Below are 15,980 nucleotides of genomic sequence, written 5' to 3'. Positions count from 1 at the left end.
CCGAGAGGCTCCTTTTTTTTATCGATGAGATGAACGGCTACCACCTTGTGTTCAGCTAATTAGGATTTTCAAATCTCAATATCCGATAGCCTTTGTCTTTTGTTCTTATGTGAACTCAATAGGCAGGAATATCAATGATTGAACTATTAGTTGCTCTCCTTGCGATTCACTTTCTAAGGCGTGAATTAGGCTGTCTGCTATTTCTGATTGCTGTTTTGTGGTGGTTTGGCAGTTAACCCAGCCTAAAAAGACCAGCCATCATCCAGAATATGGATGACTTGTCCCTGTTCAATAGAAGCTTGCGCCGCTAAACCAATCACTACGGCTTTCAGCCCGTCTTCCACAGTGACTTCAACCTTTGTGCCTTCAGTGATGGCTTGATGAAATTTCTGATGCTGGTAGAAGGTCGAGCCATTGTGATCGCCTGCTTCTAAAAGCTCTGGGTCAACGGGGATATCCATCTCAGCAGGTCCGGTCGGGTTTCTGGGAGAGAGGACAACTTTTGGTGTGGGTGGCTCGCCCAATTCGGTATTCCAGAACCGGGTAGGACCGGGCACAAAGGCTTCAACTTTACCGGAACTGCCTACCACAGAGATTTCTTCCTGATACCGAGACCCTTCAGCAAACATACACAGCTCCAGCATAGCGCGTTGCCCGTTAGCAAAGTCGACCACTACATACGCATTATCGAGGATATCAGGGGCTTCACTTTGGTAGCGCTCCTCGACATGATTGGTGTGTTGGCTGCCAGAAGCGTAAACACGTACCGCTTCACTTTGGGTTTGCAGTCGCATTAAATCGAAGAAGTGACAACACTTTTCAACCAGTGTCCCGCCAGTATTGCGATTGAAGCGGTTCCAGTCGCCGACTTTTTCCAGAAATGGGAAACGATGTTCCCGAATACTGAGCTGGCTAATTTTCCCCGTACTGTTCTCTTTAACCAGATCGAGCAGCTTGGTGATAGGTGGCATGTAGCGATATTCCATCGCCACCCAAATGGGAGCCGGATGATGATGAGCGGCTTTTCGAATGCGATCGGCATCGTCCAGAGAAGTAATGATCGGTTTCTCGACCAGAATAGGTAAGGCGGTGCTTTTGATCACTTGCACCAGTTGGTCAGCATGGCAATGGTTCGGGCTGGCAATAAGTATCGCGTCTAGGTCTTTGCGATTCAGCAGGTTTTCGATACTGGATTCAAATTCAATGCTGGCGTTGAGCTGATGAATCTTATCCCTCATACCTCCGTCGGGTTCATATACTGCGGTTATCGATGCATCGGGCAACAACTGAATATTACGGATGTGCTCCTGTCCCATCATGCCACATCCTATGATGGCGTACCGAATTGCCATGTCATCTCCTTATGATTATCTGTCCCCTGAGGGAGATGTCTCAGGGGGAATCCTAAGACATTCGTGATACGTAATGACAGGTCTCAGGGTTAAACCAGGTTCTGGAATACTCTTCGACCTTTTCATCGTCAGACCAGCTGATTCTCTCTATCCAGCCTACGGATGTCTGAGCCGGAACATCTAAAATCTGAGCTGCCCAGTGGTCTGCGACTTTTACATTGATTCTGTCTTCTACCCGGCTGATCCAAAAACCAAAGTGCTCCCGGTAATGGCGATACAAAGATTCGTCCAGTTCATCAGCACCTAGTGATTCAGCATGCTCGGCACGAATCCACATCTCTTCAGCCGCGATCACTGTGTTGTTCAAAAAGCGTTGGCGCTCAATTCGCCAGAATTCTGCGGTTACTGGTGCTTTGAAGTGCTGCGCCACGTCTTCGTTACGTTCTTTACGTACCGACAGTGTATTGGCATGCGGAGTGCCGCCTCCTTCCAGTAACTCTAGACGAAACAGTTGATACACGGCTTCTTTAGGCGGGCTTTTCACATAGGTGCCGCTGCCTTGCCGGCGTTCTAACAGTCCATCTTGTTCCAGCAGAGCCAGAGCCTTTCGCAAAGTGCCTACTGCGACTTTGAGCTCGACAGCCAATTCCGCCTCTACAGGCAGCCGTTCACCAGCGCGCCAGTGTCCCGCGTTAATTTCGCGGATCAGCAGCTCGCTGACCTGCACATACTTAGGTCGCTTCTTCTGTTTGCCTTGTCCGCTCTTGGATTGAAAATCAATGGTCATTTTTTTCTCGAATTATCCGCAGTTTGTAACTAGTTTGAATTAAAACAGATACGTATTTTTGCATCAATTCATTTACATTTGATTTACATCTAGAGAATACACTGCTAGGGTAATCTTGCAAACTAAAAAAATAAATGAATTGTGAATGAAAGTGATTTTATTCGGACTGGAAAGCTAAATACCAGCAGTTAAAAGCAATTTTAACTAAAGGTGTGAAGTATTTGGAAAGCACTGCTCAACATTGCTGAAATTTCATTTTCCAGACCCTTTGGAATCGCTCGGTATCAGTAAGCACTGATATTGCTTCTTGCTGATAACGGATTATCACTGGAGAAAGTCAATGATGAAGGTGTTGCATGGAAGCTTGCGACTTCTGGAAGCTGTCAACAACCGTATGATCTGGGTGGGTCGGCAAATCGCCTGGGTTTTAGTATTCGCGATGGTCGCGACGATATTACTGCAAGTCTTTTGCCGATACGTTTTGTCTAATGCTTTGCCCTGGCCGGAAGAGGTAGCCAGAGCATTGATGATCTGGATGATGGCGCTGGTTGCAGCAGGTGCCTACCGTACCGGTGGGTTTGTTGCGATTGAAATGCTCCATGACTTTATCCCCCAGCGTCTGGCGCAGTTTCTCAAGCTTACGCTTTTGGTGATATCTGCTCTGGTGCTCTTCAAGCTCTCTACTCTGGGGCTGGAATTCTTCGACCGTGGGTTTCGCACTCGCGCAGCGTCTTTCCAACTCTCCCGCGCCTGGATATACCTCGCCATGCCCGTTTGTTTCATCACCATGCTGATGGTGAATGTGGAACTGATTCTGAAAAACTTGCTCGGTGTAAATGTCGCAAGTTCTGAAACTGAAGCGGCAAGGGGGTAACCGATGCTCGTTCTATTTTTACCTTTATTCTTGATTCTCCTGTTGGTTGGGCTGCCTGTATTTTTTGCGACGTTATTTGCTCCGGGAGCCATGATGCTGGCTTTGGATATGGATCGCGACCTGCCGTTGCTGTTTCGCAACATCTATAACGGGATCGATTCCTTCCCATTGATGGCCATCCCATTCTTTATGCTGGCAGGTGAGCTGATGAACCGTGGTGGTATCACCCTCCAGCTGGTCAACTTCTCTCAAGCCTTTATCGGGCATGTACGTGGTGGTCTGGCGCACGTGAATATCATGTCGAGTATGCTATTTGCTGGTTTATCAGGTTCGGCCGTAGCCGACACATCGGCATTGGGTTCAATGTTAATCCCTGCCATGGAGAAGAACGGTTACTCTCGGCGTTTTGCCGCTGCGATTACCGCTGCAAGTTCTGTTATCGGTCCTATCATTCCGCCATCTGGCATCATGATCATCTACGCCTATACCATGGAGGTATCGGTTGCTGCCTTGTTTGCCGCTGGTATTGTTCCGGGGATTTTGATTGGGCTGGCACTGATGGGTGTGACTTCCTTAATGGCGAAAAAGCACGACTTTCCCGTTGCCAGTCAGAAAGCCACCTGGCCTGAACGTGGGCAGGCAACCAAAGCGGCAATTCTTCCGTTGCTGACACCAGTGATCATTCTGGGTGGCATAGTGGGGGGGATTTTCACGCCTACCGAAGCGTCTGCCATTGCCGTGGGGTATGCACTGTTCCTAAGCCTGTTCATGATGAAAACCATCAAAACCAGCGAGTTGCCGGAAATCTTTGCCCGTTCGGCATCGTCTTCTGCCGTGGTATTACTGCTGGTTGGATCTGCGTTAGCGTTTAAGACAGTCGTGAGCTTATCGCATGCGGCAGAAGATCTGGCAGGCTGGGTGTTGGGGGTGAGTGAAAACCCACTTATCTTACTGTTTGCCATCAACATTCTTCTTTTTATCGTCGGGATGTTCCTCGATGCAGGTCCAGCCATCATCATTTTAGGTCCCATATTGGCGCCTATCTTTATCTCTATTGGTATCGACCCAGTGCATTTCGCCATCATCATGAGTGTCAACCTGACCGTTGGCTTGGCGACGCCGCCGATGGGGCTAGTGCTATTCGTGGCATCTAGCGTGTCAGGGGAGCGGGTGGAATCCATCGCTAAAGGCATTCTTCCGTTTCTGGCGGTAGAGATTCTGGTGATTTTCCTGATCACCTTCTTCCCGTCAGTATCAATGACGATTCCAAAGTTGCTGGGGCTTGTGCATTAGATTTGCAGTCAGCCCGATTGGGGTGTCTGCGATAACCGACCGCAAGGTCAAAAGGGTAGGTCATTGAGGACGGGGATAACAATAAACTCAGTACTTACCAAAAACAGGAAAGTGAAATAAGTCAAAAGGATAAGAGATTATGAAATTTGCTAAAGCAATAGTGAACAGTCTTGCTGCTCTGGTTCTTGCTTCATCGATTTCGGCGGTACAGGCTGCGGACTTTCGTCTGAGGGCTGTTGCAAACTCGAACGAAAACGACGAAGACTATGATGGGCTGGTCGTATTTAAAGACTTTGTTGAGTCCCGCTCTAACGGAAAAATCTCGGTCGATCTGTTCATTGGTACCCAGCTATGCGGCAATGGTACGGAATGTGTCCAAGCACTGGAAGATGGTTCGATCGATATCTACGTATCCACATCCGGTGGTACTGCCAATATGTTCCCTTACGTTCAGGTGCTTGACCTGCCTTACATTCTGTCGGATGACCGTGTTGCCGAAGAGGTGCTCAGTGGGTCGTTCGTGCAAGAGATGAGAAAGGACATACTGAAAGACTCGGGCAACAAAGTTCGCTTGATGACCATTGGTAATACAGGCGGCTGGCGTAACTTTGCCAACACTAAGCGCGAAGTGAAATCACCGAATGACATTAAAGGATTGAAGATTCGTACCATCGTCGCGGATCTGCCACAAGAACTGGTTAAATCATTGGGTGCCAGCCCGACTCCTATCCCGTGGCCAGAGCTTTACACCTCATTCCAGACTGGTGTGGTGGAAGGATCGAAAAACGGCATCACCGACATCATGGGGATGAAGTTCCCAGAAGCAGGGCTGAAATACGTCACGCTGGATGGTCATGCTTACATGGCAGCCCTGTGGTTTATGAACAACCAGCAATTCAGCAAAATGCCAGAAGACCTTCGTAAAGTCGTTGTTGACGGGTTCTATGCGTTGCAACAAGCAACCTTCGCTTCACCTAAGCGTAAGTCGATCAAAGCGTATCAGGACTTTGCTAAGGCTGGCGGTAAGTTGTACGTACCGAGTCAGGCAGAAAAAGACCAATTCAAAGCCAAAGCTCAGCCTGTTTATCAATGGTTCACGAAGAACGTGAAGCAAGGCGAGAAGTACTACAACCTGCTGGTATCAGAAGCAAGTAGCGCTGAACAGCGTATTGCGGATACCTACGCAAGTGAATTGAAATAATTGGTATCAACCTCTCCATTGAGTTGGAGAGGTTTTCCTGGCTTCGCCCTGTTGCTAGACGTGACTTGGGCAAATGCGTTTGTGAATGCTCTGGGCGACTTGCTCACCGGGCTCTATGTTCCCTTTCATCTATTCAAACCTGTGATTGGTTAGGTTCAGTCGCATGGAATTCGTGACCGAGATGCAAATTCATTCACAATTGATTTGCATTTTAATTAATGGCTGTTAAGTTGATTTAACATTCATTTACTATTGATTCATGTTTGGAGGAAGGGATGACCCTAAATATCGGAAATATATCTGAACAAAAAATGGTGAACGGACGAGCATTTCCTTTGGTTGTCTCTCCGCCAGACTCAACGGTGGCCAGCGAACCTAGTGCAATGCTTAATTGGTTTGCAGAAGTGAAGGACGCCGTCCATGAAAAGCTGATTGAGCATGGCGCTGTTTTGCTGCGTGGCTTTCCAGTAAAAGATGCCGATTTATTTGAAGATCTGCTCAATCAGTCCAACTACGAAAACATGCCATACATTGGTGGAGCGGCTCCTCGTGTTCAGGTGACGCAATCTCGAATTGTGACTGCCAATGAAGCGCCAGCAACGGAAAAGATCCCGTTTCACCACGAAATGGCTCAAGTGCCTAACCCGCCGGGCTATATCTTCTTCTATTGTGATTACCCATCAGAAACTGGCGGAGCGACTTCGATTCTGCATTCTTCTGAAATCTGTCAGCGATTCTTTGAGATAAATTCTGATTTTGCACAAATGATAGAAGAAGAGGGGGTGCGTTACGTACGCTACATGCCAGAAGAGACCGACAATTCCTCTCCCATAGGTCGTTCCTGGAAAGAGACCTTCAACGTACAGACGCGTGAAGAGTGTGAAGCTAAGCTTCGGGAACACAATATGACTTGGCAGTGGGAAGATGGTGGGGTACTGAAAACTCAGACTTCGACGTTACCTGCCATTCGGCTAGACGAAGAGACGCAGGAAAAAACCTTCTTTAACTCCATGATTGCGGTGTACGACGGTTGGAACGACAGTCGGAATGTATCGACCAAAGCTGTGACCACCGGTTCGGGTGAGTTTATGGACGCCGAAGTCATGGAAGAGACCAAAGCCGCTATGGATGAGTTGTGTGTGAATTTCCGCTGGGAAGCCGGAGATGTGCTTCTCGTAAATAACTACACGGTCTTGCATGCCAGACAGCCATTTACCGGAAAGCGACGCATCTTAGCGTCAGTAGCGATTAAGTAACCTGGCTTTGATATGAAAAAATAAGACCTCGCAATGCGAGGTCTTCTTGTATTTGGTATTCGTTAAGAAAGTATGACTAACAGGCTTTCAGACTCAATGGCCAGCCCATATCAGACTGGCGGTTGGCTTCAATTTCAAGCTCAGCTTTGGTGAGTGGGTTTGCATCCAGCCACTGGCTGTCTACACACAGTTCCAGCCTGTCACCATCCGCATTGAGGGTAACGCGTGGTTGAAGGTTGCGACAGCGACGGTGGGTGAGCAGTACAGATAAGCGCAGCAGACGAAGTACGCGCTTTGCACTCTGACCAGACAGGGCGTGCTGCTCTGGCAGGGAGCTCAATTGCTCACGATAACGCCTTGCAAGCTCTGCCAGCAGGTGCTTTTGAGCGCGTGTATAACCTGGTAAATCAAGGTTATGAAGTAAGTACGCACTATGCTCTCCGCCTGTTTTGTAATCAATGGTTAACCCGATTTCGTGTAGCTTAGCCACTGTTGTTAGCAGGTATTGAGCCTGAGGCTCCGCAATCCAGGCTTCACCACCACACTGGCTAAGAAGCTGGCTGGTGGACTCGGCTACCAGTTCGCTGTACTCAGAATCCAGCTGGTAGCGAGATTGAAGTGATGTAATGGTACGGTCACGAATGTCCTTCTGGCGCATTTCTGCCATCATTTCATAAACCATTCCTTCACGCAGTGCGCCACCTGCCAGGGTCATGGAATCTATCTCCAGAAGCTCAAAAATGGCAATCAGGATAGACAGACCACTAGGGAAAACCAGAGCTCGCTCAAGCGTTAGACCATCAATGTCGAGTTCTTCAAGATGGTCCGCCAGCATGGCTTGTTTCTGAAGGCGCTTTAGCTTGGCATGGGTGATCACTTCGTCCATACCTTGCGCCAGCATGATTTCCTGCAACGCCTGTACCGTGCCGCTGGCACCGACACACACATCCCAGCCAATGTCTTTGTACTGCTCTAGAATTGGAGAGAGTGTATTTTTCGCTGCTTCAATTGCGGTGCTGAAGTTACTTGCTGTAAGCTGACGATCTTTAAAGTGCTGCTCCAGCCAGGTGACACAGCCCATTTTCAAGCTGGTCAGGGCTTTGGCATCGAAGCCTTCACCGATGATGAGCTCAGTGCTGGCACCACCGATATCCACAACCAGGCGTTTACCTAAACCACCCGACGTGTGTGCCACGCCTTTATAGATGGTAGCGGCTTCTTCTTCACCCGAGATGACGTCAATTTCGTAGCCGAGTATTTCATTGGCTCTTTTCAGAAACACATCCACGTTTGTGGCGGTACGTAACGTCGCGGTACCGACAATGCGGATGTTTTCAGGCGGAATATCCTGCAGCCTTTCTGCAAATAAGCTGAGACAGTCCCAGCCTCGCTGCATAGCTTCAGCGCTAAGTTCATTTTCCTTATTTAACCCAGCGGCCAAACGTACTTTACGTTTGATTTTGGCCATGGTCTGAACGCTGCCATCAATATGACGCACAACGAGCATATGAAAACTGTTCGACCCGAGGTCGATAGCAGCGTAGAGCGGCGAGGTAGCTGACTGACTCATAAATATTTGTAGTGTTCCTTACGACTGACGTTGGTTTCTTGGGCGTGAGTGACGCTTACGGTTGCCGCCTGGCTTGTTGCCACCAGTATTAGTGCGACGTGGGTGCGATTTGTGACGCAGACGCAATGGGGCAGGTAAGCCGCTGATCAAAGCACTGGCATCGTAATCGGAAACCGGAATCGGGTGTTCAATATAGTCTTCGATCGCCGTCAGGTTGATCGCGTACTCTTCACACGCAAAGCTAATTGAGTGACCACTTGCGCCAGCACGACCCGTACGACCAATGCGGTGTACGTAATCTTCGCAATCGTCAGGTAAGTCGTAGTTGAATACATGTGTCACTTGAGGAATGTGCAGTCCACGTGCCGCGACATCTGTAGCAACGAGCAGATCAACATGACCTTGAGTGAATTGTTCCAGAATGCGTTCACGCTTCTTCTGTGGTACGTCACCAGTAAGAAGACCAACACGGTGACCATCTGCTGCTAAGTGCCCCCAGATGTTTTCACACTTGTATTTCGTATTGGCAAATACAATTGCGCGATCTGGCCATTCTTCTTCTATTAGTGTTTGTAGAAGCGTCATCTTGTCTTCATTAGAAGGGTAGAAAAGTTCTTCCTGAATGCGGTGACCGGTCTTTCTCTCTGGTTCAACCACAACATGCTCTGGGTTGTGCATGTGCTCGAACGCCAGCTCTTGAACACGATAAGACAAAGTCGCCGAGAACAGCATGTTCAGGCGATCTTTTGGCTCTGGCATACGACGGAACAAGAAACGGATGTCTTTAATAAAGCCTAGGTCGAACATACGGTCGGCTTCATCCAATACCACCGCCTGAATGTTGTTCAGGTTGAAGACACGTTGCTTGTAGAAGTCGATGATGCGTCCAGTGGTGCCGATCAGAATATCGACGCCTTTCTCGATCACAGCGTGCTGCTTATCGTAGCTTTCGCCGCCGTAAGCCAATGCTGCTTTAACGCCTGTCGATTCCATCAAAGGCTGGGCATCGTTGAAAATCTGGATAGCCAGCTCACGTGTTGGTGCCATAACAATCGCGCGTGGCTGCGATGGTTTGCGTCCTTCGTGTTCTGGTGTGCTCAGCAGGTGGTTAAAAGTAGCAGTAAGAAACGCGAGGGTTTTACCAGTACCCGTTTGGGCCTGGCCTGCAATGTCTTGGCCGGTGAGCAGTACCGGCAACGCCAAGGCTTGAATAGGGGTACAATACTCGAACCCTTTTTTTTCAAGCCCATCAATGATTTGGGGATGTAAATCCAAATCGGCGAACTTTTGCTCTGTGATATGCGTCTTTTTCATGGCTATAGAATATCAGCTTAAGCTTGCATTACGAAAGTAAATACATTCCAATAGGGCATCTATTTACTGGTTATCATCCAACCAGTTCCTGAAAAACACAACGGAGTGGAAGATGAGTGACAAGATTTTGCAGCTAACTGATGACGGTTTTGAAGACGACGTAATCAAAGCTGCAGGTCCAGTTCTGGTTGATTTCTGGGCAGAATGGTGTGGTCCTTGTAAAATGATTGCGCCGATTCTTGACGAAATCGCAGAAGAATATGAAGGCAAGCTCACTATCGGCAAGCTAAACATCGATCAAAACGCGGACACACCACCTAAGTTTGGTATCCGTGGTATCCCAACATTGCTGCTATTTAAAGACGGCAACGTTGCTGCGACCAAAGTTGGTGCACTGTCTAAGACTCAGCTTAAAGAGTTCCTAGACGCTAACATCTGATAGCGAGTGCAAACGAGGTCATAAAACCGTGCTCTATGTCCAGATGCACGGTTTTGATTTTTTCTAATGGCTAGACTAGGCTTGATTTTAGTGCTAGTTTATCGCACGTTAATTAAACAAATGTTCATTTCTTGGTCGATCCTGTGACCAAATCTCTCTAACTAACACAACAGATCCTATTTTGACTAAACAAGTATCCACTACTATGAACCTGACAGAACTGAAGAACAGACCTGTGTCTGAGCTCGTGAAACTAGGTGAAAGCCTGGGTTTGGAAAACCTAGCGCGTCTAAGAAAACAAGACATTATCTTTGCTATTTTGAAAGCTCACGCGAAAAGTGGTGAAGACATCTTCGGCGATGGGGTTCTGGAAATTCTTCAAGATGGATTTGGTTTCTTACGTAGTGCCGACAGTTCTTATTTAGCAGGTCCTGACGATATCTATGTTTCACCAAGTCAGATTCGTCGTTTTAACCTGCGTACGGGTGACTCGATAGCAGGAAAGATTCGACCACCAAAAGACGGTGAACGTTATTTTGCCCTTCTTAAAGTCAACACCGTCAACCACGACAAACCAGACAACGCCCGCAACAAAATCCTTTTCGAAAACTTAACACCACTTCACGCCAACGAACGTATGGTGATGGAGCGTGGTAACGGTTCTACCGAAGATATCACGGCGCGTGTACTGGATTTGGCTTCACCGATTGGTAAAGGTCAGCGTGGTCTGATTGTTGCTCCGCCAAAAGCGGGTAAAACCATGCTTCTGCAAAACATTGCGCAGAGCATTGCTCACAATCACCCAGAGTGTGAATTGATGGTACTTCTTATCGACGAGCGTCCGGAAGAAGTAACCGAGATGCAACGTTTGGTAAAAGGCGAAGTTGTTGCGTCAACGTTTGACGAGCCAGCATCTCGCCACGTACAGGTTGCCGAAATGGTGATCGAGAAAGCGAAGCGTTTGGTTGAACATAAGAAAGACGTAGTTATCCTTCTGGATTCCATTACACGTCTGGCGCGTGCCTACAACACCGTAGTACCTTCTTCAGGTAAAGTTCTGACTGGTGGTGTAGACGCAAACGCACTTCACCGTCCAAAGCGTTTCTTTGGTGCGGCACGTAACGTAGAAGAAGGCGGAAGCCTGACAATCATCGCAACAGCGCTGGTGGATACCGGTTCTAAGATGGATGAAGTTATCTACGAAGAATTTAAAGGTACAGGTAACATGGAATTGCACCTGAACCGTAAGATTGCTGAGAAACGTGTATTCCCAGCTATCGACTTTAACCGCAGTGGTACTCGTCGTGAAGAGCTGCTTACGAAAGCGGACGAGCTACAGAAAATGTGGATTCTGCGTAAAATCGTTCACCCAATGGGCGAAATCGATGCGATGGAATTCCTGATCGACAAACTGGCAATGACAAAGACCAATGATGAGTTCTTTGACGCCATGCGTCGTCAGTAAAAAGCGGTAATATTGTTTAACAAAACACCACCTTTCAGGGTGGTGTTTTTGTTTGCGTCTGTTCCATAATGGTTGCAGAATAAACGAAATCGTTAACAGGATGTGAATATGCGACAGGGAAAGTTAGCATGGTTTATATCGTTACTTTTGGTGTTTTCTCCGGTGATGGCAAAAGAGCTCTCACAGGATGAAGCACAGCAATGGATAGAGAACCAGCAAATACTCACCAAAGCCGATGAGCTTTATCAGTTAGTTCTGACTGATGAAGTCGATTCATTGGAATTCGCTCTCCAAAGACTCAACTTGCCACAACAGGATGTGGTTCGTTTTTTATTGCTTGAGCATATGGAAGAGAAAGACATCATTCTGACGACGTCAATGGCGAAGTTTGTTCAGAAGCAAATCGGTCGTCCTTCTCCTTATAAAGTTCGAAAGCAGGGTGACGGCTACGAATTTACCATTCCAGCTTTCGACAGCAGTGCAGTAGCCAGTCGTCTATTAAAGCGTTGGCACGGCGATCAGCAGATACTGACCTTCATTCTTCAGGCAGAGCAGCAGAAACTAAAACTGTCCAAGTGGCTGACAGAAGGCAAAGACAAGCAGAACAAAGCAAGAGAAGCACTTTTGATTCGCGAACTGGATGGGTTATCCCCAAAAGCCCTGAATCACCTCACCCAGCAGCTTACTCATAATCCAGTTGCCAATTGGCTCCCATCCACCAAAGTTGTTGTTCGAATGGCGCAGGTGAGCGAAGATCCCGAGGTGTATAAAATCCTCTGGCGAATGAAAGCTGATCAACATACCCGAGCCGAGATGGTTCGATTAGCCAAAACCAAAGATGAATTTTCCCTGCAACAGGTGATTCTCGCCAGCGAAAATCCCTCTCTGCATGATCAAGCCCTTAACGAATTGACACGTCTCGACCCACTCCCCATTGAAGTGAAAACCTTTTTGATTAAGAAACTGGAGCAATCGGATGGCGCTTCGGTGATTGCCCGCAATCTGGTTAGCCATGGTCATCGCCGATGGGTTGAACAGTTGGCAGAAAACCATCGCGGTCTGAACACCAAGTCACTGCTTAAAGCTTTGTCTGGTGGAAAAGATAACTAGTCATTGCATTGCTACTAACTTGTAAAATGTACGTATCTTTAGGTTACCAAGTTATATTTGCTATAATGCGCGCAGTTTAACCTGCCACAAGAAAGGCTTATGAGTTTTAAGGATTTACGCGACTTTATAGATCGTCTGGAACAGGACGGTCGGCTAAAACGCATCGCTCACCCGGTTGACCCCCACTATGAAATGACAGAAATCAGCGATCGCACGCTGCGTGCTGGTGGTCCTGCTCTGTTATTTGAAAACCCAATTGGTTACGACTTCCCCGTGTTAACTAATCTCTTTGGTACCACGGAGCGGGTCGCCATAGGTATGGGAAGGCAAGATGTCTCCGAACTGAGGGAAGTTGGGAAGCTCCTGGCTTATCTAAAAGAGCCTGAGCCGCCGAAAGGGTTTAAAGACGCTTTAGATAAGCTCCCAGTTTTTCGTCAGGTATTGAATATGCCTGCAAAGCGCTTGCGAAAAGCAGCATGTCAGCAAGTGGTGTGGCAGGGCGATCAGGTTGATCTGGATAAGATACCAGTGATGAGCTGTTGGGCAGATGACGTAGCCCCTCTTTTAACATGGGGGTTAACCGTCACTAAAGGTCCGAGCAAGAAACGCCAGAACTTAGGGATTTATCGCCAGCAAAAGATTGGTAAAAACAAAGTCATCATGCGCTGGCTTGCTCACCGTGGCGGCGCGCTCGATCTCAGAGACTGGATGGAAACCAACCCAGGTAAACCTTTTCCAGTTTCCGTCGCGTTTGGCGCGGATCCCGCGACCATCCTTGGTGCGGTAACCCCAGTGCCAGATACATTATCTGAATATGCGTTTGCAGGCTTGCTTCGGGGTAGTAAAACCGAAGTGGTGAAATCGGTCAGTAACGATTTGGAAGTACCTGCCAGCGCAGAGATTGTTCTGGAAGGTTACATCGACCCAAGCGAATATGCCGATGAAGGCCCTTATGGCGATCATACCGGCTACTACAATGAGGTAGAGAAACACCACGTCTTTACCGTCACTCACGTAACCATGCGTGAAAACCCAATCTACCACAGTACCTACACAGGTCGTCCGCCGGATGAGCCAGCGGTACTGGGTGTTGCACTGAACGAAGTGTTTGTGCCTATCTTGCAGAAGCAATTCCCAGAGATTATCGACTTCTATCTTCCACCCGAAGGTTGCTCGTATCGCATGGCCGTTGTGTCGATGAAAAAGCAATATCCGGGACACGCCAAACGCGTCATGATGGGAGTTTGGTCATTCCTTCGTCAGTTCATGTACACTAAGTTCGTTATCGTGGTCGATGAGAGTGTCAATACTCGAGACTGGAATGAAGTGGTTCATGCCATGACTGCGCAGATGGATCCTGTTCGCGATACCGTCATGATAGAAAATACGCCAATTGATTCTCTAGACTTCGCTTCTCCAGTAGTCGGGCTCGGGTCGAAGATGGGGTTGGATGCCACGATAAAGTGGGATGCAGAACTGTCCGTTTCTGCAAAACCTGAAGAAGCAATGCCTGAAGCAGAAGCCGTAGATAGATTGGTTGCTCAGTTCAAACAGAATCACCCAGAGCTGATTGATCTCTATTTGCCTGAAACTGCCAATGGCAGAAGCATGGCAATTATCAGTATCAATAAAAGTGAAGCCTGGCAGGGGCGTAACTTAATGAATGCGCTTTGGGAAGAGTTTGAGGCGCATATCCACCTTCAATACATCATCATTTGCGATGAAGACGTAGATGTAAGAGATTGGAACGACGTTATTTGGGCGATAACCACACGTATGGATCCTGCTCGCGATACATTAATGAAGCAAGAAGCTAATCTCCCAACAACTCAAATGGGGCTGGATGCGACCAATAAGGTCGAAGGAGAAGAGACCCAGCGTGAATGGGGTCGACCCATTAAGAAAGACCCTGCGGTAGTCGCAAAAATTGATGAGATTTGGGATCAACTAGGAATAGAATGACTCAAACCGTCACAATAATGCCCCAGCAATGGGTATTTGAAGTTTCTACTGGGCAAACAATACTGGAAGCAGCGCTCAACAATAATTATCGCTTCCCGCATCGTTGTACAGTAGGCGCATGTGCCATGTGTATGTGCAGAAAATTAGAAGGGGAAGTCAGCTATCACCTTGAGCCTATGCTTACGGAAAAAGAAATAGCTCACGGTTGGATCTTCCCATGTCAGGCATACGCCGAAAGTGATTTACTACTCACGTTCGAAAGTGAGTAAGAGGAAACCATGACAATTAAGTGCCAAGTAAAGTCCATTGAGCCTTTGGCGTGCAACACATACCAAATTCTATTGCACCCAGAAACACCAGTCAGCTTTAAAGCAGGTCAATACCTGTTGGTTGAAATGGGTGAAAAAGACAAACGTCCATTTTCTATTGCAAGCAGCCCTTGCCGTCACGAAGGTGAACTAGAGCTTCATATCGGAGCTGCGGAGCACAACGCCTACGCAAGCGAAGTGGTTGAAGCCATGAAAAAAGCATTAGAAGAAGGTGGCGATATTGCCATCGATGCACCACATGGTGATGCTTGGGTTCGTGAAGAAAGCCAAAACCCGCTGCTATTAATCGCTGGTGGTACAGGCTTCAGTTACGTACGCTCTATTTTGGACCACTGCGTAAGTCAAAACTTGTCAAACGCGATCCACCTATATTGGGGAGCAAAAGACGAATGCCAGCTATATGCAAAAGAAGAGTTGCATGAAATCGCAAACGCGCACAGCAATATCTCCTTCGTACCAGTAGTAGAGGAAGCACCAGAAAACTGGGCGGGTAAAGTCGGCAACGTACTCCAAGCCGTGGAAGCAGATTTTGAAAGTCTGGAAAACGTCGACATCTATATAGCAGGTCGATTTGAAATGGCAGGTGCGGCAAGAGAGCAATTCACGCAATCTAAGCAAGCCAACCGAGATCAGATGTACGCTGACGCCTACGCATTTATCTAAATACTGAAGATAAATAGAAAGAAAAGAGGGTTTTTTAACCCTCTTTTTTTGTTTTTGATTGAATATTCATCGAAAAGGCACTTTTTTGAATTTTTTCTCAAAAAAGGCTTGCCAATGTGATTCGTGTCTCTATAATGCCGCCTCACTGACACGGCAGACGCCACAAGGCTTCAGCTGAATCAGAGAGGTGAAAAACTTCTGAGAAAATAAATTTGAAAAAGTGTTTGACTCTTCAAATTATCTCGCTAGAATGCACCTCCGCTTTGAGAGAAAAACTTCTCGAAAAGCCAAGTTCTTTAACAATATAGACCTATCAATCTGTGTGGGCACTCGTTGATGATAATCCAAATAGATATTTCGGTATC

The 15,980-nt window shown here is 47.6% G+C and carries 14 protein-coding genes; 10 read left to right on the top strand and 4 right to left on the bottom strand.

Annotation, left to right across the window (positions count from 1 at the left end; genetic code table 11):
• Window positions 1-242: 242 nt before the first annotated feature.
• Together RH89_RS03665 and RH89_RS03660 are read right to left on the bottom strand one after the other, a co-directional pair.
• Window positions 243-1,352, bottom strand: coding sequence for a Gfo/Idh/MocA family protein (locus RH89_RS03665; RefSeq protein WP_004399154.1), 1,110 nt, complete (start codon window positions 1,350-1,352; stop codon window positions 243-245).
• A 52-nt stretch (window positions 1,353-1,404) separates the two neighbouring features.
• Window positions 1,405-2,139, bottom strand: a complete 735-nt coding sequence (locus tag RH89_RS03660; protein ID WP_004399153.1) for a GntR family transcriptional regulator — start codon at window positions 2,137-2,139, stop codon at window positions 1,405-1,407.
• Window positions 2,140-2,479: 340 nt separating this feature from the next.
• On the opposite strand from RH89_RS03660, the gene RH89_RS03655 reads away from it, so the two are divergent.
• The 4 genes from RH89_RS03655 to RH89_RS03640 all read left to right on the top strand — a co-directional run bounded on the left by RH89_RS03655 (window position 2,480) and on the right by RH89_RS03640 (window position 6,763).
• Window positions 2,480-3,013 (top strand): TRAP transporter small permease, encoded by a 534-nt coding sequence (locus tag RH89_RS03655; protein ID WP_004399151.1) that lies wholly within the window; start codon window positions 2,480-2,482, stop codon window positions 3,011-3,013.
• A gap of 3 nt (window positions 3,014-3,016) precedes the next feature.
• The gene (locus tag RH89_RS03650; protein ID WP_004399149.1) at window positions 3,017-4,306 is read left to right on the top strand and encodes a TRAP transporter large permease; all 1,290 of its coding nucleotides are present in this window, start codon (window positions 3,017-3,019) and stop codon (window positions 4,304-4,306) included.
• A 139-nt stretch (window positions 4,307-4,445) separates the two neighbouring features.
• Entirely contained in the window at window positions 4,446-5,507 is a 1,062-nt protein-coding gene (locus RH89_RS03645; RefSeq protein ID WP_004399147.1) for a TRAP transporter substrate-binding protein, read from the top strand.
• Between the two features lie 275 nt (window positions 5,508-5,782).
• Window positions 5,783-6,763, top strand: coding sequence for a TauD/TfdA family dioxygenase (locus RH89_RS03640; RefSeq protein ID WP_004399145.1), 981 nt, complete (start codon window positions 5,783-5,785; stop codon window positions 6,761-6,763).
• A gap of 76 nt (window positions 6,764-6,839) precedes the next feature.
• Here RH89_RS03640 and gppA read toward each other — a convergent pair whose 3' ends face one another.
• Together gppA and rhlB are read right to left on the bottom strand one after the other, a co-directional pair.
• Window positions 6,840-8,333, bottom strand: coding sequence for a guanosine-5'-triphosphate,3'-diphosphate diphosphatase (gppA, locus tag RH89_RS03635; RefSeq protein WP_004399144.1), 1,494 nt, complete (start codon window positions 8,331-8,333; stop codon window positions 6,840-6,842).
• A gap of 18 nt (window positions 8,334-8,351) precedes the next feature.
• Complete coding sequence (gene rhlB, locus RH89_RS03630) at window positions 8,352-9,647, bottom strand: ATP-dependent RNA helicase RhlB (protein WP_004399142.1); 1,296 nt, start codon at window positions 9,645-9,647, stop codon at window positions 8,352-8,354.
• 112 nt (window positions 9,648-9,759) lie between these two features.
• Between rhlB and trxA the strand changes: the two genes are divergently transcribed.
• From trxA to fre, 6 genes are all read left to right on the top strand, one after another.
• Window positions 9,760-10,086, top strand: a complete 327-nt coding sequence (gene trxA, locus RH89_RS03625; protein ID WP_004399141.1) for a thioredoxin TrxA — start codon at window positions 9,760-9,762, stop codon at window positions 10,084-10,086.
• A 205-nt stretch (window positions 10,087-10,291) separates the two neighbouring features.
• Window positions 10,292-11,551, top strand: a complete 1,260-nt coding sequence (rho, locus tag RH89_RS03620) for a transcription termination factor Rho (RefSeq protein ID WP_004399140.1) — start codon at window positions 10,292-10,294, stop codon at window positions 11,549-11,551.
• 108 nt (window positions 11,552-11,659) lie between these two features.
• The gene (locus RH89_RS03615) at window positions 11,660-12,661 is read left to right on the top strand and encodes a hypothetical protein (protein ID WP_004399137.1); all 1,002 of its coding nucleotides are present in this window, start codon (window positions 11,660-11,662) and stop codon (window positions 12,659-12,661) included.
• A gap of 99 nt (window positions 12,662-12,760) precedes the next feature.
• On the top strand, window positions 12,761-14,623 hold the full coding sequence (gene ubiD, locus RH89_RS03610; protein ID WP_004399135.1) for a 4-hydroxy-3-polyprenylbenzoate decarboxylase: 1,863 nt from the start codon (window positions 12,761-12,763) through the stop codon (window positions 14,621-14,623).
• The gene (locus RH89_RS03605) at window positions 14,620-14,892 is read left to right on the top strand and encodes a 2Fe-2S iron-sulfur cluster-binding protein (protein ID WP_004399134.1); all 273 of its coding nucleotides are present in this window, start codon (window positions 14,620-14,622) and stop codon (window positions 14,890-14,892) included. The genes ubiD and RH89_RS03605 overlap by 4 nt, the downstream gene beginning before the upstream one ends.
• Before the next feature lie 9 nt (window positions 14,893-14,901).
• Entirely contained in the window at window positions 14,902-15,615 is a 714-nt protein-coding gene (fre, locus tag RH89_RS03600) for an NAD(P)H-flavin reductase (protein ID WP_004399132.1), read from the top strand.
• The last annotated feature ends 365 nt before the right edge of the window (window positions 15,616-15,980 follow it).

It is taken from the genome of Vibrio nigripulchritudo ATCC 27043, assembly GCF_000222685.1.
GTDB lineage: Bacteria > Pseudomonadota > Gammaproteobacteria > Enterobacterales > Vibrionaceae > Vibrio > Vibrio nigripulchritudo.
The sequence above is the reverse complement of the archived record's forward strand: the minus strand, read 5'-3'. Positions and strand labels throughout refer to the sequence as shown.